Genomic DNA, 21,073 nt, shown 5'->3' with positions numbered 1-21,073 from the left:
AACATAACATGAAAAGATTTTTAACCATATTAATTTTACTGATAAATACAGGGTTGCTGTATGCCCAGCAAGATGCGCAGCAAAGCCAGTATATGTTTAATGGTATTTACATTAACCCGGCTTACGCTGGTTATAAGGAGATTTTGAACCTGCATGCTTATTACCGCGCGCAATGGACAGGGGTTGAAGGTTCACCGCGCAGTATGTCGCTGGCGGTTGATGCTACGGCTAACAATGGCAATGTTGGGTTGGCTTTCCAGGTAGCCAGTGATAAACTTGGCGCGCAGGAATACCTGTCGGCCTATGCGAATTACGCTTACCGCTTACGCATGAACGAGGATGGCAGCTCACGGCTGGCTTTTGGCCTTGGCGCGGGTTTAATGCAACTCGGCATGAATGGCTCAAAGCTTAGTCCGAATGATCCGGAGCCGGATATGTTTACCGGCACACAAAGTACTATTGTGCCGGATGCGCGGTTGGGCGTTTACTATTCGGACAATAAGTTTTACGCAGGCCTGTCTGCCGATAACCTGATCGCGCAGCATATTAATGTACGTAAGGATGGCTACATCGCGCAGCCCAAAGCACACTATTATCTTACCGGCGGTATGCTTTTACCGCTTAGTCAGGATATTATGCTTAAACCAAGTTTTTTATTGAAGGACGACCGTGGCGGCCCAACCAGTTTAGATTTAAACGCTTTTGTGCTGCTTGGCGAAAAGCTGTGGCTTGGTGGATCATACCGTACCGGGGTTAAGTTGTATGATAAAAGTTACCTGCAAAATGATCTGTCGCCGCTGAATTCAATAACCGCGGCGGCTGAGTTTTTCCCGAACCCGTATTTGCGGATAGGCTACGGTTATGATTTTTCTATCGGCCCGCTGCGCGGGTATGACGGCGGTACGCATGAAATATCATTAGGTATCTATTTTAAAACCAGGCAAAGCCGAATGCTAACGCCAAGATATTTTTAAGCAGATGAAAAGAACCCTGATCAAAACCGGACTTTTTGCAGCGCTGCTTTTAAGTGTTGAGGTAGTTAGCGCCCAAAATATACTCAAGCAGGCTGATGAGCAATACAACCTGTATAACTACAAAAAAGCTGCGGAGCTTTATCAAAACGCTTACAAGCGAGACACGTCATCATTACATATTATTGAGCGGTTAGCCAATACTTACCGCATGCTGCATGACTATCCGGAAGCGGAGGTTTGGTATGAAAAAGTGGTATTGATGCCCGAAAACCCGAACACCAATATATACCGTTATGCCGAAGTGCTAAAAAACAACGGCCGGTATGCCGAAGCCAAAAGGCAGTTTGGTAAATACTACGCATCAGACAAAGCCATTGATAAAACCCAACTTGCGTTTTGGACCGCGTCGTGCGATTCGGCTATCAAGTGGATGAAGAACCCGACGAATGTACAGGTGAAGAATGAGCAGTTAATGAACAGCGTTTATAGTGACTGGGGCGCGCGCAGCTATAATGGCCAATTGCTTTTCGCTTCTGACCGTGAAAGCCGCTTTACCAAAAATATAGTCAGGAATGATGAGCCATTTTTTAAGTTCGATGGTGCCAAAGCGCCTGATAAAAGAACTTATGGCTGGACAGGTAATAGCTATTTGCACCTGTATGAAGCGGCTAAAACCGATAGCGGACGGTTGTTCCCCGTGGTTAATAACATAGCTTACCATACCGGGCCTGCATCATTTACGGCTGATGGTAATGAGATGTACTACACCATAACCCGTGTACCTAAAAACTGGAACAAGGATATAGCAGGTATTAAAACTTTTAAGCTGGAGATCTACTCAAGTAAAAAAGATGGTAACGGCAAATGGGCCAAACCGGTAGCGTTTAAATTTAATAACGAGAAGAAATATTCAGTAGGCGATCCTTTTATTTCAACGGATGGCAATACGCTTTACTTCGTGTCCGACATGCCGGGCGGTGCTGGGGGGACGGATATTTATTATACGGTAAAAGATGAGGCAGGCAACTGGCAACTGCCGGTTAACCTGCAAAGCATCAACACCGCAGGCAGTGAGCGTACACCATTTATTGATAACGACGGCAACCTGTTTTTTTCAACCGATGGCTTAATTGGTATGGGCGGACTGGATATATACCGTGCGCTTAAAACCGGCGATTTTACATTTAATAAGCCCGAAAATCTGCAATACCCTATCAACTCGCCGCGAGATGATTTTTTTTATGTGATATATGATGGCCGCACCGGCTACTTATCGTCAAATCGTTTGGGTGGCGTGGGTAGTGATGATATTTACAGCTTTGCCCAACAGCCCGAGCTTAACCTGCGCCTTGAAGGCATCGTTTACGAAAAGGGCACTCGCCAGCCAATATATAACGTCAAAGTTGGTTTAAGCGGCGGTGCCATAATTACTACCAATAATACCGGTTACTATAGTTTCGGCCTCAGGCAAAACAATAATTATAATTTGCGTGCCGAAAAGCAAGGCTACCTGAGCGATAACCAGCAAGTGGTAACTAAGGGGCTAACTACTTCACAAATACTAAAAAAAGACCTCTACCTGGAAAAGATCGTTTTAAATAAGGCTATCAGGCTCGAAAATATTTATTATGATTTTGACCGTTGGGAGATCAGGCCGGATGCTGCCATTGAACTGGATAAATTGATCAAGATATTACAGGATAACCCCACCATACAAATTGAACTTGGCTCGCACACGGATAGCCGTGGCAATGATGATTATAATATGGAACTATCCCGCAAGCGCGCGAACGCGGCTGTGGATTATATACTGGATAAGGGCAATATTGACGAAGGCCGCATAGTTGCCCGTGGTTATGGCGAATCGCGCCTGCTTAACCGCTGCGCGAACGGTGTTAAGTGCAGCGATACCGATCACCAGCTTAACCGCCGCACCGAGTTTACCATCGTTAAAATGTAAATCAGAAACACCGCCGCATACCTAAAGCCTCACTGCCAAATAGTGAGGCTTTTTTTGTTGCTTCCATAACCGAAATATTACGTTGTGCTATTGGCATACAAGGGTCAAATCAATATGTTTGTTTTAACCAACTAACCCATCCGCATTGAAAAACAAGTACTTGCTTTTTGCACTCATCCCGATATTATTCATCAGTATCCTGTCGTTTACAAAAATGGATAAGCGGCCAAGGGTATTAGTTTTTTTTAAAACAAAAGGCTATCACCATGAGTCAATTGCAGCGGGTGCTGCCGCTATTCAAAAATTGGGTGCCCAAAACGGGTTTGATGTAGATACTACCGCCGATGCGAAATACTTTAAAGATGACCTGCTGAAAAACTATGCCGCGGTGATTTTTTTGAACACCACCGGCAATGTTTTAAATGTGGTACAACAAACCGCTTTTGAGCGCTACATACAAGCGGGAGGGGGCTTTGCCGGTGTACATGCCGCCGCCGATACGGAATATGACTGGCCATGGTATGCCAACCTTGTGGGCGCTTATTTTGAAAGCCATCCTAATAATCCAAACGTGCAGAAAGCTGTAGTTAATGTAGCTGATAAAAATCATCAGGCTACAAAAGATTTGCCTGCTAAATGGGAACGTACGGATGAATGGTATAACTACCGGTCGTTTTACGTTGACCTTAAAATATTTGCCACATTAGATGAAGCTACCTACCAAGGTGGCACAAACCCGGGTAATCACCCTATAAGCTGGTATCATGATTTTGATGGCGGCAGGGCGTTTTACACAGGTTTAGGGCATACAGCCGCGAGTTATACCGAGCCGTTATTTTTATCGCATTTGCTTGGGGGTATTAAATATGCCATAGGCGATAACAAACCGCTGGACTATAGTAAGGCGCATGCTGTAGTTATGCCTGAGCAAAACCGCTTTGTTAAAAAGGTATTGGTTGATGACCTGGATTCGCCGATGGAACTGGCCATAGCTAATGACGGACGTGTTTATTTTACACAATTAGGCGGCGATCTGTCAGTATATAACACAAAGACCAACACCTACAAAAAGATATTGAAGATGCCGATCACCGACCGCCATACCGGGCTTATCGGCATCGCGCTCGATCCCGCGTTTGAGCAAAACCACTTCATCTACCTGTATTATACCCCGGCCGGGCAAACAGCGGAGCCAATATATTTCAGGTTATCGAGATTTACCCTGGATGTAAATGATAATATCGATCTGCAATCAGAGAAGGTATTGATCAGCGTGCCGGTGCAGGAAAATAGCGGCAACCACCACGGCGGCTCATTGGCCTGGGATAAAAATGGTAACCTTTACCTTTCAACCGGTGATAGTACCAGCCCGTTCTCGTCAAACGGCTATTCGCCTATTGATGAAAGGTCAGGACAACAGTATTTCAGCCTGGATGCTCAGCGTGGGGCTGCTAACACTAATGATTACAAAGGCAAAATACTACGCATACACCCTGAAGCTGATGGCAGTTATACTATACCGGATGGTAACCTTTTTGCTAAAGGTACCGGCAAAACCAAACCCGAAATATATGTGATGGGCTGCCGTAATCCTTACCGTATAGCGGTAAACCCCAAAACATCAACTGTGTATTGGGGCGAGATAGGGCCTGATGCAGGCAAGGATGGTGCACAGGGCCCAAGGGGTTATGACGAGTTTAACCAGGCCAAAAAGGCGGGCAACTTTGGCTGGCCTTACTTTGTAGGTAATAACTTTGCCTATACCAGGTGGGATTATGCTACTAACACCGGTGCTCAAAAATTCAATGCGCTAAAACCCGTAAATACATCGCCTAACAATACAGGGTTATCGGAGCTGCCCCCGGCACAGCCCGCCATGATCTGGTATCCGTATGCTGTATCAACAGAATGGCCGGAGCTCGGGATGGGTGGGCGCTGCGCCATTGGTGGTACGTTTTATGAATATGATAAAAGCACTGCATCGCCCAATAAGTTCCCCGAGTATTATGATGGCAAACTGTTTGTTGCCGACTGGATGCGCAACTGGGTAATGGCCATCAGTTTTGATGATAAAGAGAACTATCGTTCCATTGAGACTTTTATGGGTAGCAGCGGAGATTTCAGGCGGCCGATTGATATGGCCTTTGGTAAAGACGGTGTGATGTACATGCTGGAGTATGGCTCGGTTTACGGCGCGGCTAACAAAGATGCCCGACTGGTGAAAATTGAATACAATAGCAGTAACCGTGCGCCGGTGGCACAAGCCGCGATAATCGATTCGACCACACTTGAGCTACGTAAAAGGGTGTGGATAACCAACGAGGGTAAAAATATTCCGAGGGTAAAGCAAGCATCAGGGCAGGCACCTTTAAAAGTTAACTTTTCGGCAAACGGCAGCGCGGATGCTGATGACGACGATGATATAACCTACCAATGGTATTTTGATGGTAAAACCCCGGGTGCTAAAACCACAGGGGCCAGCTATATATATCGTAAACCCGGTACTTACAAAGCCATTTTAAAAGTAACCGACAAAGCGGGTAAAAGCAGTCGTGATACCCTTACGGTAAAAGTTGGCAACACCGCGCCGGTTGTAACCATAGCAAGCACTAATAATAAGTCATTTTACTGGCAGGGCCAACCCTTTAATTACAGCATTAAGATTAAGGATAAAGAAGATAAAGTAATATCGCCCGCCCATATCAAGGCGTATTACACTTATTATCCATCCGGCCTGCCCACAGCGTTGGGGGCATCCGGGCAAAAAGGGGGGCATCCCGGCTTGGCCATTATGGCTAAAAGTGATTGTAAGGCCTGCCACCAGGTTGATCAAAAAGCGGTGGGGCCGAGTTTTATCGCGGTAGCAAACCGTTACAAAACACAACCGGGCTCCGTTGAAAAACTGGCTGCTAAAATAATAAGCGGTGGTGGCGGTAGTTGGGACAAAGAGCATGTAATGAGCGCGCATCCGCAACTCTCTGTTACCGATGCAAGCGAGATAGTGCGATACATTTTCTCCTTAACGGATAAACAAAATGTAAGTAAACCGTTGCCGTTAAAAGGGGCGTTAGAGCTTACCTATAATGATAAAGAGCCCGAAGGGGTTTATGTTTTAGAAGCGTATTACAGCGACAAGGGCAGCAAATTCACCGGGCCTATAACCGCGAATGATAAGGTATACCTGCGTTATGCTGACCTGAAATCTATTTATGTTGACGAGTACAAAGGGTTTGAACGTTTCCGGATGGATCTATCGGACGGTGATAATAAATCATACCTGATGCTACGCGATATAGACCTGAATGGCATCAGGAATATTGTATTCAAATACGCCTCCCAAAAAGTTAGTGGTGATCTATTATTACGCATCGATTCGCAGGCAGGGCCGGTGATCGGTAAGGTGAGCTATGCCGCGACCGGGGGCTGGGATAAGATGGCGGAAGCTATATTAAACCTTACTCAATGGCCAAAAGGGAAACATGATTTATATTTTGTAGCCTCTAAACCCGGCGAAAAGAATATCATCAAGATCACCAGCATCAAATTTAACGCGCTAAAATAACTTCAGGCTGATGGCGCATTTTACCGATATAGTAGCTGGATAGTATTGCTACGATCTTGCTGATGTAAAAAACAAAAAATATTATCTGAGAGCTTTCATTTAATATACTGCCCAACAGCCAGATAAATAATGGTGCTACCTGCGCTGCCAGGATGTTGGTCAGGCCGTTTTTGGAGTAACTTAGCATCCAGCCAATTATAGAGAATAGTATTACCGAAAGGCTAATAATAATAGTCATGCGCACAGCATCGCTACCACTAAAAATATGCGAGAATTGTATAGGTGTTTGTGCCAACAATCCGAGTATAAGCGCATGTTTCCAGTTAATGTTGCGGTTGAATTGCTTGAAGGATACACTTTCGCGCGCGTAATACCTGATGGTTGCAAATGCCGCTACAAATATCAGCGGAAAATAAAAGCCGAACATGAGCACGCTGAAAGCCGTCCGGGTATCATCGCTATAACCATTTATAGTGGCCGCCATTGGGTATTTTACAAAGGTAATATAGCTGCAAAACCCGGCCCACAAGCCGGCTATGATGGCTACAATAGCATATAATGATGCATTTTTGGTTAGTGAATTGGTAAAGCGATTGATAAAATAACCACTTCTTAAAGTTATCAGTATAAATAAAACAAGCAATATCACCGCCATGGCGTAGTACTCATTTTTAATAAAGTTGTCGCTATCAACAGGCTGAAACACACTGATAAAAGTTTGATTGAATAACTGCGGCATAACTATAAATACAGCCTGCAATATCAGTACGCCAACAGCGCCCCAAAGCATCATCATCCAGTTGCGGTTAGCATTACCTGCCGGAGATTTTTCGGCAGGAGCGGCTACCGGTTCGGGCTGGCCGATACGGTGGGTAGCTACCAGCCAGGCTTCTTCATCGCTTAAATTTTTAGCGCGCAGTTCCAGGTAAGTATCCTTCAGCAGGGTAGCAAGCTCATCAATGTCATCGGCAGTAAGTTGCGAGTTGGTGCAGTGCTGTTTCCAGCTTTGTATGCGGGCCTCTAACGCGGCAAGTTGATAGGTATCCATAAGGCATTTATATCGGTTTTATAAATGTAGCAGAAAATAACATCATACAAATGTTTTTTAAATATTGATTATAAAAAATGCTTTAACTAACTTATAGCGGCATAATTACGCTCACAAACACTAATATGGAGCATACCACGGCAGGGCAATTAAAGCGGGTTTTAAAACCGGTACATTTATGGGCGATAGCTGTGGGCCTGGTTATTTCGGGTGAATATTTTGGGTGGAATTACGGTTGGAAAGAAGCCGGTACAATTGGCTTTTTAATTACTACCGGCGTAGTTACCGTGATGTACCTCACCTTTATATTCAGCTATACCGAACTTACCACGGCCATACCACATTCGGGCGGAGCATTCGCTTACGCTTATCGGGCTATGGGCCCATACGGCGGATTGATTGCCGGTTACGCTACACTCGTCGAGTTTTTATTTGCCACACCCGGCATAGCCTTCGCACTGGGTAGTTACCTGCATTTTCTGTATCCGGCTATACCCGTTTTAGGTTCGGCTTTATTTTTTAATGTGATCTTTATACTGATCAACATATCGGGTATCAAGGAGTCGGCGGCTTTTTCGGTATTTATTACGCTACTTGCCGTAGCTGAATTGCTGTTGTTCATGGGGATCATAGCGCCATCATTTAAGATGGATAATTACGTGGCTAACGCCATGCCCTTAAATTGGAGCGGTATGGTAGCCGCGCTGCCTTTTGCCGTTTGGTTTTACCTTGCTATTGAAGGTGTTGCGCAAGTGGCCGAAGAAGTACAAGACCCTAAGCGCAATATACCCAAAGGCTATATATCGGCTATGCTTACTTTGGTGCTGTTAGCTATAGGGGTAATGGTACTTACAGGCGGAATAACCGATTGGCGCAAATTAAGCAATATTGATTATCCATTGCCTGAAGCTATAGCCATCGTGTTGGGCAGGGGCAACAGTTGGACGAAGATATTTGCTAGCATTGGCTTGTTCGGGTTGATCGCCTCTTTTCATGGCACTATCCTGGCATCATCACGGCAGGTGTTTGCCATGGCACGCAGTGGTTATCTACCCAAAAAATTAGCTGTTGTAAATAAAAAATTCAATACACCGCATTGGGCCATTATAGGGGGCGGGGCGGTAAGCTTTATCGCCTTGCTAACAGGCACTACCAGCCAGATCATTATTTTATCGGTAATGGGTGCTGTGCTGATGTATATGATGAGCATGGCCAGCCTTTTCATCCTTCGCAAAAAAGAACCTATGCTTGAACGGCCTTTTAAGTCGCCGGTTTACCCGGTGTTTCCGGCAATAGCATTGGTAATTTCAACCCTTTGCCTCATTACAATAATGTATTTTAACCTGCTGGTAAGCCTTATATTTATAGTAGGATTGATATTTTCTGTATTGATATTTGTTGCCCTTGATAAACATAAGGCAAATATTATGGATGATGATATGCTGCAATCTCCGGGCACTTTAATTAAGTCGGAATAATATGAGCTACCGGTATACTATAAAAAACAATGTTTACCGGTTTGATAGCCTTAAACAGCTATTGGCCAAGGCATCGCCATACCGTAGCGGCGATGTACTGGCCGGTGTAGCCGCCGAAACCTATGAAGAGCGTGTTGCCGCGCAAATTGCTTTAAGTGATGCTCCCCTCAGTAATTTTTTGAATGAGGCTGTTATCCCGTATGAAACGGATGATGTAACCCGGCTGATTATTGACAGCCATGATGCCGTAGCTTTTAGATCGATCAGCCATCTTACTGTAGGCGGCTTTCGCGATTGGTTATTGAGTGATGCAACAGACTGCCTTACTTTGCAAAATATCAGCAAAGGCATTACGCCCGAAATGGCCGCCGCTGTGTCAAAGCTGATGCGTAACCAGGATTTGATAGCCGCGGCAAGCAAATGCGAGGTGGTTACGCGCTTTCGCAATACTATTGGTTTAAAGGGGCATTTTTCAACCCGCTTACAACCCAATCATCCTACTGATGATGCAAAGGGTATCGCGGTAAGTATTATTGATGGTTTGTTATATGGCAGCGGCGATGCGGTAATTGGCATTAACCCGGCTACAGACAGCCCGGCCGTAAGTGCCAACCTGCTCAGTTTGATGGATGAATTAAGGCAGCGTTTTGATATCCCCATACAAACCTGCGTGCTTAACCATATCACTACAACCCTAAGTTTAATGGAAAGTGGTGCGCCGGTTGATCTGTGTTTTCAATCTATTGGTGGTACCGAACTTACCAACAAAAGTTTTGGCACCAGTATCGGCATGATCGAAGAGGCTTACCAGGCAGCCCTTGCATTAAACAGGGGTACAGTTGGCCAAAACGTAATGTATTTTGAAACAGGGCAGGGCAGCGCGCTATCGGCCAACGCGCACCACGGTGCCGACCAGCAAACCTGCGAAGCAAGGGCTTATGCTATAGCCCGAAAATTTAATCCGCTGCTGGTAAATACGGTGGTCGGTTTTATTGGTCCCGAATATCTGTATGATGGCAAGCAGATCATCCGTGCGGCACTCGAGGATCATTTTTGCGGAAAGTTGCTGGGGCTGCCTATGGGTGTTGATGTGTGTTATACCAACCATGCCGAGGCCGACCAGGATGATATGGATAACCTGCTTACCTTGCTTGGCGTAGCAGGCTGTAATTTTATTATGGGTATACCCGGCTCAGATGATATTATGCTCAATTATCAATCTACCTCGTTTCATGATGCATTGTACATCCGTAAAATGCTTGGTTTAAGGCACGCGCCTGAATTTGAGCAATGGCTGTTAAGAAATGATATTATTGACGATGAAGGTATGCTGATATCTGATGGCCGTAACCGTTTACTTAAAGCAGCCAGTTTATGAGCGATGAGCTAAGCAAACGTAACCTGTGGGATAAGCTAAAGGAATATACTTCGGCACGTATAGCCATAGGCCGTACCGGTAATAGCATTCCTGTACAAAATGCGCTGGAGTTTAAGCTGGCACATGCCCACGCACGTGATGCTGTTTATTCAAAGCTTGATACTGAAAAGTTGTATGCTGAACTCAGCAAACATCAACTGCCCATAATCAGCCTGAAAAGTAAAGCAGCTTACCGCGAACAATACCTGCAACGGCCAGATTTAGGAAGAAGGATGGATGAAGAGGCTTACGGTCTACTTGAACCTTATAGAAGCAATTATGATATCACTATTATTATTGCTGACGGACTTTCAGCTACGGCTATTAATCAGAATACGACTCCTTTGCTTGATATATTGATACCGGCTTTTGCATTGGCTAAATTCAGCCTTGCGCCGTTATGTTTGATGGAGCAGGGCAGGGTAGCTATAGGTGATGATGTGGGATCAATGCTCAACGCCAAATTATCCCTGGTACTCATTGGCGAACGTCCCGGTTTGAGTGCTGCTGATAGTATGGGGGCTTATATTACCTATTTGCCAAAACCCGGCTTGACGGATGAAAGCCGTAATTGCGTATCAAATATCCGTCCGCAAGGCTTGCAGGCTCATTTGGCAGCCGAAAAAATTTTCTATCTGATACAGCAATCAATCCGCAGGCAGTTATCAGGAGTACAGTTAAAAGATGATGCCGATGAAAAGTATTTCCCGTAATTATATCTTGATATCGATATTGCCCTGGAAGTAGATCGGATCGCGGCTATCACTGATTATACTGGCTGTGGCCGAACCATTTTTAAAAACATCCATTGTTAAACGGCGCGCCTTACGGGTATCCTTAAAATTGATGATCACCTGCCAGCGGTCTTTTTTAGAGGTGATCTTATAATCAAATTGGGTAGAAGTAAATTTGATGCCGCCATCTTCACCGGCTATGGGCGCGTTCATATACACACGGCCAAAATAAGGCAGATAAGCGATCACGGAGTCTTTACGTATCTTGATATCATAAGTATTGGCAGGGGTAAGATACACCTGTTGACCACCAAATGGATTCATCCATTGAGCTACAAAAGTATATTTCGATGAATCAATTTTACCTTTAACCGCTTTCTCCTGTTTGGCTTTTTTATCGGCTTTGGCATTTTGCGCAAAGGTGGCGGAATTTACAACCAATCCTAAAATGGCTATAAATAATATTTTAATGAGGTTTTTCATAGGCTTTATAAATGTCAGACTGCCTGATTAACAAATGGTTTAACCATAAGTTGCTGTTATTTTAATTAAATTAAAAAGGCATGGAAAAACAAACAGCCTTCCAATTATGAAAGGCTGTTATGCTTATTTTATAAGAACTGAATAGCTTAAACCATTTGGTAACTGCAATTAATATGCTTCTGATACCACCTCGGTTACTCCCGGTACCATGCGTTTAAGCAGGTTTTCAATACCGGCTTTAAGCGTTACGGTTGATGACGGGCATCCGCTGCATGAACCACGCAGTTCAACAGTAACTATACCTTCATCAAATGATTTATAAGTAATAGCGCCGCCGTCCTGCTCCACAGCCGGACGAACATAATCATTCAGTATCTGCTGTATTTTGATCTCGGTATCTGTACCTTCAAAATCAACTTCTACATGCTCTTCAGCCTTAACGGTAAGCTCTGATTCAACCGCGCCTTTTACAAACTCTTTAAGTATAGGCTCAATATCAGCCCAGTCGGTGCCTTCGGTTTTAGTAACAGTAACAAAGTTGCTGGCAAAAAATACGCCGTTAACAAACGAAAATTTGTATAACTCTTTAGCAAAGGTCGAGCTTTCCGCGCTCTCCTTGGTGGCGTAATCAACACTGCCGTTTATCAGCAACTTGTTCACAATGAACTTCATAGTTGCCGGGTTTGGCGTAGATTCGGTATATACGTTGATATTCATTTCTTTCGGGATTGTTATTTGTATTTATAACAAATTTAAACAGCTTTTTTGTTAAATGAGCAATCCAATTTAGTTATGACCGCTTAATGACTTTGATTTTATAACTATGTAATTGTAAGTGCTTGCTATAAATGCAACAATCATGCTGCTAAGCCATAACCAATAACCTGCTTTATATGCTGTAATTTTAGTAAGTGACCCGCCCTCATCGGCTAAAACTGATTTGACCGATAAAAAACTCAATGAAAGCGCTAATGCAAGAGTTGACAGTACGAAGGAGAATTGTTTTTTACTTTTGGTTCCCAATAATATAAAATAGAATACGTTAGCTAACCACGGAAATCCACCGGGACTCGCAACAGTAAAAACACCTAACAAAACTAAAAATATATTTACACCTGGGTCATAACATCCTTTCTCAGTACAGTAAGCAGGAGGTATTAACGATAACAAATAAAGCGCTATACTTACCCAATACAATATCCGGCTGGTTAGTGCTTTATCAATATTTATCATAAATTATATACCTGTATAATTCGATGGTGTTATCTGTTTAAGTTCTTCCTTTACGCTATCGCTCACATCCAATGTATCAACAAAAGCAGCTATGGTTTCGGCATTTACATGGGTATTGGTGCGGGTCAGTTCTTTTAATGCTTCGTATGGGTTAGGGTAAGCTTCGCGGCGTAAAATAGTTTGTATAGCCTCGGCAACTACCGCCCAGTTGGATTCTAAATGCGCGTTAATAGCGGCCTCATTAAGCAGCAATTTATTTAACCCTTTAATGGTTGATTTAACAGCGATCAGCGTATGCGCCACCGGTACGCCAATGTTACGCAGTACAGTACTATCGGTAAGGTCGCGTTGCAGGCGGGATATCGGCAGCTTAGCGGCCAGGTGCTCAAACAAGGCGTTAGCTATACCCAGATTACCTTCCGAGTTTTCAAAGTCAATTGGGTTTACCTTATGCGGCATGGCTGATGAACCAACCTCACCCGCTTTGATCTTTTGTTTAAAGTAATTCATGGATATATAAGTCCACATATCACGGTCAAGATCGATCAGGATGTTGTTGATACGTTTCAGCGCGTCACACTGGGCCGCGAAATTGTCGTAATGCTCAATCTGCGTAGTGTATTGCGACCGGCTGAGGCCTAAAACGTTGTCGACAAAATGGTTACCAAAGGCTTTCCAGTCGATAGCAGGGTAAGCGATATGATGGGCGTTAAAGTTACCGGTAGCACCGCCAAATTTGGCCGAAAATGGTACTTGTTGTAACTGGTGCAACTGTTTTTCAATGCGCTCTATAAATACGCTGATCTCCTTACCCAAACGGCTTGGCGATGCAGGCTGCCCGTGTGTATGTGCCAGCATGGGGATGTTTTGCCATTCGGTGGCGTAAGCTTTAAGGGTATTGACCAGTTCAGTTATAGCCGGGTAGTAGCTCTCGTTAAGTGCCAGTTTAAAGGAGTAGGGTATAGCGGTGTTATTAATATCCTGCGAGGTAAGCCCGAAGTGGATAAATTCCTTATATTCTTCAATCCCCAACTCATCAAATTTTTGCTTGATGAAATATTCAACCGCTTTAACATCGTGGTTAGTGGTTTTTTCTATCTGCTTGATGCTTTCGGCATCCGCTTCAGTAAAATTCTCATAAATATCATGCAGCTTAACAAATAATGATTTATCAAAACCGGCTAACTGCGGCAGCGGGTGTTCACACAAAGTTATAAAGTACGCTATCTCAACATATACCCTGTATTTTATTAAAGCATATTCAGAAAAATAGGCGGCAAGGCCGGAGGTTGTATTTCGGTACCTGCCGTCAACAGGTGATATAGCTGATAAAGCGTTTAGCTGCATATTATTTTATTTTTTGGCAAAGATACATTTTTGAAAGCTGAGTTTTTATAAGTTCTGAACCCATGCAGATCAAACAAATACTAAACTATATGACATTCAGACTACTATTGGAAACTATATAATCAAAAAATGTTTCCATAGTTTTGTGGATAGTTATGGAGCAGGCAGACAGGATATTAAAAGGAGCTGAAGACCTTTTTTTGCATTCAGGTATTAAAAGCGTAACAATGGATGATATTGCCAGGCATCTCGGCATGTCAAAAAAAACCATCTACCAGTTTTATAAAGATAAAAACGAACTGGTTATTAAGCTGGTACGTAAAAGATTAGAAGAGGATATTAATGATATCGACAATATAATACGAGGCGGAGGCAACGTTATACAGCAGATGCTGGATATGATGAAATGCTCGGGAGACATATTATCAAAGGTAAACCCGGTGGCGATACATGACCTGCAAAAATACCATCCCGAAGGCTGGGAGTTATTCAGGAGTTTTAAGGGAGAGTTTTTGGTTGAAAAACTTGAGCAGTTGCTTACAAAGGGGAAAGAACAGGGTTACATACGCCCTGAGGTGGATGTGCGCATTATAGCCCGTATGCGGGTTGCACAGGTAGAAATGGGTTTTGATACACGCCTATTCCCGGTAGCTGAATTTAATAGCTGGAAGGTGCAATACCAGTTTTTAGAACATTTTAATTTTGGGGTGTGTACGCTCGAGGGCTATAAACTGCTGGAAGAATATTGTAAAAATGTAACGCCGCAATAAACCTGCTGACATAGGGCTGTCAACCAAGGCCCGGTTATTTGTAAACCAAACATAAAATAGCAATTACAACAATCACACATACATGAACAAAAGGGGGAAATTTTTAATTGGCTTGTTAAGCTGCCTGTGGTGGTTTAACGGGTATGCGCAACAATCGCCGCCGGAGGGTACGGTACACAACTTTAGCCTGGCCGATTGTATCAACTACGCTTATGAGCACCAGGATTCGGTAAAGAATGCCGCCCTTGATGTAAAAAGCGCGGAGTACAAGGTTAAGGAAACTATTGGCATTGGCTTGCCGCAGGTCAATGGGTCAGCTCAGTTTCAGGATTACTTTAAAGTGCCTGCACAAGTAGCACCGGGTGATTTTTTTGGTAGGCCAGGCGAATTGGTTCCTTTAAGGTTTGCAGTAAAATATAGCACAACGCTTACCTTACAAGCTACTCAATTACTATTTGACGGAACTTTTCTTGTTGGCTTGAAATCTGCAAAAACCTTTAAAGAGTTATCACAAAAAAGCTACACGCGTACTAAGATCGAAACTAACGTTAATGTTACCAAAGCTTACTATCAGGTACTGGTTAGCAACGAACAGGTTAAACTGTACGATGCCAACATCAAACAACTGAAACAGCAACTTGATGAAACTACACAGCAAAACAAGCAAGGTTTTGTGGAGAAGATAGATGTGGATCGTTTAGCTGTACAATACAACAATTTGATCACTAATCGTGAGAATGTAGTAAGAGGAATAGTTATTTATAACCAGATGCTCAAATTTCAAATGGGTATGCCGGTTGATGATGAATTGACACTTACAGACCAATTAGCAAGCGTTAAGTTTAGCGACCAACCTGAGGCCATTAAAGACACTGCCTTTTACCGAAACCGGATAGAATACAGTTTGCTTGAAACCAATAAAAAGCTGAATGAATTTGATGTGAAAGAAAAGAAAGCGCGCTTCCTGCCGTCTTTATCAGCTTTCGGCAATTTATCAACTTCGTTTTATGAGAATAATCTAAGCAGATTGTTCAATAATAATTATCCCTTTAGCTTTATAGGTTTAACTTTAAATGTGCCCATATTCAATGGCGGGCAACGTAACAATCAATTAAGGCAATCTAAAATTAATGTTATCAAATCACAAAATGATCTGCATAACTTAAAAAATGCATTAATGCTACAAGCTAATGCAGCCAATGTAACTTACATAAATAGTTTAAAATCCCTTAATAATCAAAACAGCAACCGTGAGCTTGCACAAGAAGTGTTGAGAGTAACAAAAATTAAGTACCAGCAGGGTGTGGGATCAAGTATTGAGGTTTCACAAGCGCAAAACGAGCTTGAAAGTGCCGACAATCAATACATACAAGCGCTTTATAATGTATTGGTGAGCAAAGTCGACCTGGATAAAGCCTACGGACGTTTAAACTAAATCATAAACATACAATCACATAATTATAACAAATGAAAAACCTCATATATATAGCCGCGCTGATGTTTCTGGCCTCATGCGGTGGCAAAAAGGATAAGAAAGCCGAACTGGCCGACTTAAAAAAAACAACAGGCTGAAATTAACCAGAAAGTGGCCAAATTACAGGCAGAAGTAGGCGGTACCGATTCAACCAAAACGATGGATGTAACGGTATTTGATGTACAGCCTGGCCAGTTCAATAATTACGTAGAGATACAGGGCCGTATTGATGCCCAGGAAAATGTTACCGCTTTTTCGCAGGCGCCGGGTACCATTACCGCTATTTATGCAAAACCGGGCCAGCATGTAAGCAAAGGGCAGGTACTTGTACAGTTAGATAATACCGTGCTTCAACAGCAAATAGCCCAGTCTGAAGCACAGGTACAGCTTTCGCGTACCTTGTACCAGCGTCAAAAAAACCTGTGGGATCAAAAAGTAGGTACCGAGGTGCAGTTTTTACAATCGCAAACCACTTTGCAAGCCAATGAAAAAGCGCTGGCGGCGCTTAAACGCCAGGCAGATCAATACCGTATCAAATCACCCATCAGCGGGTCAATTGATCAGATGGACCTGAAACTGGGCCAGGCCATATCACCGGGTCAGCAGGGCAGCGGTATACAGATCGTTAATGATGACATATTGAAGGTTAAGGCAAACGTACCGGAATCCTATTCGGCGAGTGTAAGCACCGGCAATAAAGTAAAGATCGTTTTTCCGGATGTAAAGGATTCACTGACCACCAAGGTAACCTTTGCCGCCAAAGCTATTGACCCGACTTCACGCAGTTTCCCGATAGAGATCAAACTGCCCAATACCAAAAGCCTTCGCCCGAACATGACGGCCGTGCTCAAAATATCAGATTATAACAAAGCCAATGCGCTGGCTATTCCTATCAAAGCTATTCAGAAATCAGAAAGCGGCGACTACGTTTTTGTAAACGTTAACGGCGTTGCAAAGCAAAAAACCATTAAACAAGGCGCGGTATCAGGCGGCAGGGCCGAGATAGTTTCGGGCCTCAACGCCGGTGATAAAGTAGTGGTTGAAGGTGCCGCTGATATTGAAGATGGCGACAAGGTTAAAGTATTACAGGGCGTAAACTAATATAAAACACTAAACCGGTTTGTTATGAAAGATAATGAAAAGGAATTTGCGCCCTCCAGTTGGGCCATAGATAATAAAACGGCGGTGTATGTGCTGGTATTTATCATTACCTTATTGGGTTTGGTAAGCTACGTTACGCTGCCTAAAGAGAATTTTCCGGATATTGCCCAGTCAAAGGTATTTGTTACCACGCAGTACCTTGGCCAATCGCCGGAGAACATTGAGCTGCTGGTTACCCGGCAGATTGAAAAGCAATTAAAATCGCTTAAAGGCTTAAAAAAGGTAACTTCTAACTCCTTACCCAACGTATCGGTAATTACGGCGGAGTTTAATGCCAATATCAATATCCGTAACGCCAAGCAGGATGTTAAGGAAGCGGTTGACAAGGCTAAACCCGATCTGCCGCAGAATGATGATAACCTGAAGGAATCGTCAATATCAGACATCAACGTTGCCGATTTGCCTATACTTTACATTAACCTTTCAGGCAATTACGATCTGAAAAAACTGAAGGAATATGCTGATAACCTGAAGGATGAGATCGAGAGCTATAAGGAGATCTCCAAAGTAGAAATGGTTGGTGCTTTAAAGCCCGAGATTGAGATCAACGTCGACATTAATAAAATGACGGCGGCCCAGATCGGTTATAATGATATAATTACCGCGGTAGGCGGCGAAAACGTGATCGCATCTGCCGGTACCATCAAAATGGATGGCGTGCGCCGCAGTGTTGATATCAGGCAGGATTTTAAGAATGCCGAAGAGGTAGCCGCCATGATTATCCGTAACCCCAATGGCAGGGCGGTTTACCTGCGCGACATTGCCGAAATTAAAGATGGCTTTGCCGAGCAGGAAAGCTACGCACGCTTAAAAACCAACGATCAAAAGAACTTTAAGAATGTAATTACGCTTAACATAAGCAAACGATCAGGCGAGAATCTTATTGAGGCATCAGACAAGATCAATCAACTCATCGAACTAAAAAAGAAAAATGAGTTCCCCAAAGGATTGGATATTACCGTAACAGGCGATCAGAGCGATAAAACCCGTGTTACCATTAATGACCTGGTGAACACCATCATCATCGGTTTTGTGCTGGTAACGCTTATCCTGATGTTTTTTATGGGCACTACCAATGCCATATTTGTGGCGTTATCGGTGCCGTTATCCTGCTTTATAGCCTTTTTAATTATGCCGGCCATAGGCTTTACGCTCAACATGATCGTGCTGTTCTCGTTCCTGTTGGCGTTGGGTATTGTGGTAGATGATGCCATTGTGGTGATTGAAAATACGCACCGTATTTTTGATAACGGTAAGGTACCTATAAAAAAAGCCGCTAAAATTGCCGCAGGCGAAGTATTCCTCCCGGTATTTTCAGGTACCATGACCACGCTGGCCCCCTTTGTACCGTTAGCGTTTTGGAACAGTTTGATCGGGCACTTTATGTTCTTTCTACCCATCACGCTTATTATCACTTTACTGGCATCGTTGCTGGTAGCTTATATCATTAACCCCGTATTCGCGGTTGATTTTATGAAACCGCATATTGAGGGTGAGCACGATAATCCCAAGTTTGATAAGCAGACTAAGCGTGTAACCTTTATAATGCTTGGCATAGCTGCATTTTGTTACATTACGTCTTTTGCCGGGATAAAACCAATGGGTATGAATCTATTTGGTTTGGGCAATTTCATGATATTTTTTACAATATTATACCTGCTTAATCACTTTGTGTTTGTTAAATGGATTGATAGTTTCCAAAATAAAGCATGGCCCAAGTTTCAAAACTGGTATGGCCGGATGATAGAAAAGGCGGTACGCAGGCCGTGGCAGATATTGCTTGGCGTAATTGTCCTTTTCTTTTTTAGTATCGCTTTTATGGTGGTCAGGTCGCCAAAGGTGGAGTTTTTCCCGCAGGCCGATCCTAACTTTGTATATGTGTATGTTACCATGCCAACTGGTACAGATCAGGCCTATACCAACGAGGTTACGCAAAAGCTGGAACAAAAGGTTGCGGCAACGGTGGAGCCATACAAGCATATCGTTTCATCCATCATATCTAACGTTACCGTAAGCGTAACCGACCCACAGGATGAAGATCAGGGTGATTATCCTAATAAAGGAAAAATTACCGTGGCCTTTGTTGAGTTTGGTGAACGTGATGGCGCGGATACCAAGATCGTACTTAAAAAAATACGTGAATCGGTAAATGGCGTGATACCCGGCGCGCAGATATCTGTAGCGCAGGAGAATGGCGGCCCGCCAACCCAAAAAGATATCAGTATTGAAATGGTGGGCGATGACCTAGATACTTTGGCCAAAGCAGCCGGCCGGCTAAAAAACTATATTGTTAAGCAAAATATAGGGGGTATTGAGGAGTTGATGCCGGATGTGCAGGATAATAAACCGCAAATTGTATTTGCCGTAAACCGTGAGCGTGCTAACCGTGAGGGTATCAATACAACGCAAATAACGCAGGCTTAGGTGCCACAATTTATGGTGCAAAAGCTGCCGATTTCAGAAACACCACGGAGGATAACTACGAGATAAACGTACAAGCCAAAGAGGAGCAGCGCCATGATATTGACGCTATACGCAACTTAAAGATCACCTATCGTGATTTTGCTACCGGTGGTGCTATACGCCAGGTACCTATATCGGCTTTTACTGATATTGAATATAAAAACACATACAGTAACATTAAGCACAAGCAACAGCGCCGGGTAATCACCCTTGGCTCAAACGTTATAAAAGGCTTTAATGCTAACGAGGTTAACCAGCAGATTTTGCAGGCTATCAGCAATTACAAATTGCCTGAAGGCGTGGTTATCCGTCAGGGTGGCGGTCAGGAAGATCAGATTGAAGCAGCTACATTCCTGGTAACCGCGCTTGGTATTTCCTTTATGCTGATACTGGTTATTTTGATGATGCAGTTTAATTCCATAGGTAAAACCTTTATTATTATCAGCGAGATCTTATTCAGTATTATAGGTGTGCTGTTAGGTGTAAGTATCTTCGGCATGACTATTACTATCGTAATGACCGGGGTAGGCATCATAGCTCTTGCCGGTGTGGTGGTACGTAATGGTATTTTACTGGTTGAGTTTACCGACTTACTGCTTGAGCAAGGGATGAGCCTGCACGATGCCGTGGTTGAGGCAGGCCGCACCCGGATGACCCCGGTTATCCTGACCGCTACTGCTGCCATATTAGGTTTGATTCCGTTGGCGGTTGGTTTTAATATTGATTTTGTGGGCTTGTTCACCTCATTTGAACCACACATTCACTTTGGTGGCGATAACGTTGCTTTCTGGGGGCCATTATCATGGACAATGATCTTCGGGTTGGCTTTCGCGACCATTATTACACTGATACTGGTACCGTGCTTATACCTGATACGCACCCGTATCAAGGACAGGCTTGCTGGTAAAAAACATGATGAAGACGTACCTACCGAACCACATGTTTTAGAAACAAAAATTAGCTAATAAA

Annotated in this window: 16 protein-coding genes; 11 read left to right on the top strand and 5 right to left on the bottom strand. The window is 43.6% G+C overall.

Going from position 1 to position 21,073, the window contains the following annotated elements; translation table 11 throughout:
* Positions 1-8: 8 nt before the first annotated feature.
* The 3 genes from AC3WJC_RS09080 to AC3WJC_RS09070 all read left to right on the top strand — a co-directional run bounded on the left by AC3WJC_RS09080 (position 9) and on the right by AC3WJC_RS09070 (position 6,496).
* On the top strand, positions 9-974 hold the full coding sequence (locus tag AC3WJC_RS09080) for a PorP/SprF family type IX secretion system membrane protein (RefSeq protein ID WP_492398763.1): 966 nt from the start codon (positions 9-11) through the stop codon (positions 972-974).
* A 4-nt stretch (positions 975-978) separates the two neighbouring features.
* Positions 979-2,934, top strand: a complete 1,956-nt coding sequence (locus AC3WJC_RS09075; protein WP_492398762.1) for an OmpA family protein — start codon at positions 979-981, stop codon at positions 2,932-2,934.
* Between the two features lie 145 nt (positions 2,935-3,079).
* On the top strand, positions 3,080-6,496 hold the full coding sequence (locus AC3WJC_RS09070; protein WP_492398761.1) for a ThuA domain-containing protein: 3,417 nt from the start codon (positions 3,080-3,082) through the stop codon (positions 6,494-6,496).
* On the opposite strand, the gene AC3WJC_RS09065 is transcribed toward AC3WJC_RS09070, so the two are convergent.
* Complete coding sequence (locus AC3WJC_RS09065; RefSeq protein WP_492398760.1) at positions 6,480-7,544, bottom strand: hypothetical protein; 1,065 nt, start codon at positions 7,542-7,544, stop codon at positions 6,480-6,482. The genes AC3WJC_RS09070 and AC3WJC_RS09065 overlap by 17 nt on opposite strands.
* A 125-nt stretch (positions 7,545-7,669) precedes the next feature.
* Between AC3WJC_RS09065 and eat the strand changes: the two genes are divergently transcribed.
* From eat to eutC, 3 genes are read left to right on the top strand one after another with little or no spacing between them, the layout of a single operon-like run.
* On the top strand, positions 7,670-9,022 hold the full coding sequence (eat, locus tag AC3WJC_RS09060; RefSeq protein WP_492398759.1) for an ethanolamine permease: 1,353 nt from the start codon (positions 7,670-7,672) through the stop codon (positions 9,020-9,022).
* Between the two features lies 1 nt (position 9,023).
* The gene (locus tag AC3WJC_RS09055; protein ID WP_492398758.1) at positions 9,024-10,400 is read left to right on the top strand and encodes an ethanolamine ammonia-lyase subunit EutB; all 1,377 of its coding nucleotides are present in this window, start codon (positions 9,024-9,026) and stop codon (positions 10,398-10,400) included.
* Complete coding sequence (gene eutC, locus AC3WJC_RS09050; RefSeq protein WP_492398757.1) at positions 10,397-11,152, top strand: ethanolamine ammonia-lyase subunit EutC; 756 nt, start codon at positions 10,397-10,399, stop codon at positions 11,150-11,152. The genes AC3WJC_RS09055 and eutC overlap by 4 nt, the downstream gene beginning before the upstream one ends.
* Here the strand turns inward: eutC and AC3WJC_RS09045 are convergent, their stop codons facing one another.
* The 4 genes from AC3WJC_RS09045 to purB all read right to left on the bottom strand — a co-directional run bounded on the left by AC3WJC_RS09045 (position 11,153) and on the right by purB (position 14,236).
* Positions 11,153-11,656: a DUF4251 domain-containing protein gene (locus AC3WJC_RS09045; RefSeq protein WP_492398756.1), complete on the bottom strand. Its 504-nt coding sequence runs from the start codon at positions 11,654-11,656 to the stop codon at positions 11,153-11,155. It lies immediately after the preceding gene.
* A 168-nt stretch (positions 11,657-11,824) separates the two neighbouring features.
* The gene (locus AC3WJC_RS09040) at positions 11,825-12,373 is read right to left on the bottom strand and encodes a NifU family protein (RefSeq protein WP_492398755.1); all 549 of its coding nucleotides are present in this window, start codon (positions 12,371-12,373) and stop codon (positions 11,825-11,827) included.
* Between the two features lie 69 nt (positions 12,374-12,442).
* Positions 12,443-12,889, bottom strand: a complete 447-nt coding sequence (locus tag AC3WJC_RS09035; protein WP_492398754.1) for a hypothetical protein — start codon at positions 12,887-12,889, stop codon at positions 12,443-12,445.
* Between the two features lie 3 nt (positions 12,890-12,892).
* Entirely contained in the window at positions 12,893-14,236 is a 1,344-nt protein-coding gene (gene purB / locus AC3WJC_RS09030) for an adenylosuccinate lyase (RefSeq protein WP_492398753.1), read from the bottom strand.
* A 155-nt stretch (positions 14,237-14,391) separates the two neighbouring features.
* Between purB and AC3WJC_RS09025 the strand changes: the two genes are divergently transcribed.
* The 5 genes from AC3WJC_RS09025 (at position 14,392) to AC3WJC_RS09005 (ending at position 21,069) form a co-directional block, all read left to right on the top strand.
* On the top strand, positions 14,392-15,006 hold the full coding sequence (locus AC3WJC_RS09025; protein ID WP_492398752.1) for a TetR/AcrR family transcriptional regulator: 615 nt from the start codon (positions 14,392-14,394) through the stop codon (positions 15,004-15,006).
* Positions 15,007-15,088: 82 nt separating this feature from the next.
* Entirely contained in the window at positions 15,089-16,441 is a 1,353-nt protein-coding gene (locus AC3WJC_RS09020) for a TolC family protein (protein WP_492398751.1), read from the top strand.
* 150 nt (positions 16,442-16,591) lie between these two features.
* Positions 16,592-17,581: an efflux RND transporter periplasmic adaptor subunit gene (locus AC3WJC_RS09015; protein ID WP_492398750.1), complete on the top strand. Its 990-nt coding sequence runs from the start codon at positions 16,592-16,594 to the stop codon at positions 17,579-17,581.
* A gap of 24 nt (positions 17,582-17,605) precedes the next feature.
* The gene (locus AC3WJC_RS09010) at positions 17,606-20,065 is read left to right on the top strand and encodes an efflux RND transporter permease subunit (RefSeq protein ID WP_492398749.1); all 2,460 of its coding nucleotides are present in this window, start codon (positions 17,606-17,608) and stop codon (positions 20,063-20,065) included.
* Positions 20,066-20,073: 8 nt separating this feature from the next.
* Entirely contained in the window at positions 20,074-21,069 is a 996-nt protein-coding gene (locus tag AC3WJC_RS09005; RefSeq protein ID WP_492398993.1) for an efflux RND transporter permease subunit, read from the top strand.
* Positions 21,070-21,073: the final 4 nt, after the last annotated feature.

It is taken from the genome of Mucilaginibacter sp. FW306-07-L, assembly GCF_058782065.1.
The sequence above is the reverse complement of the archived record's forward strand: the minus strand, read 5'-3'. Positions and strand labels throughout refer to the sequence as shown.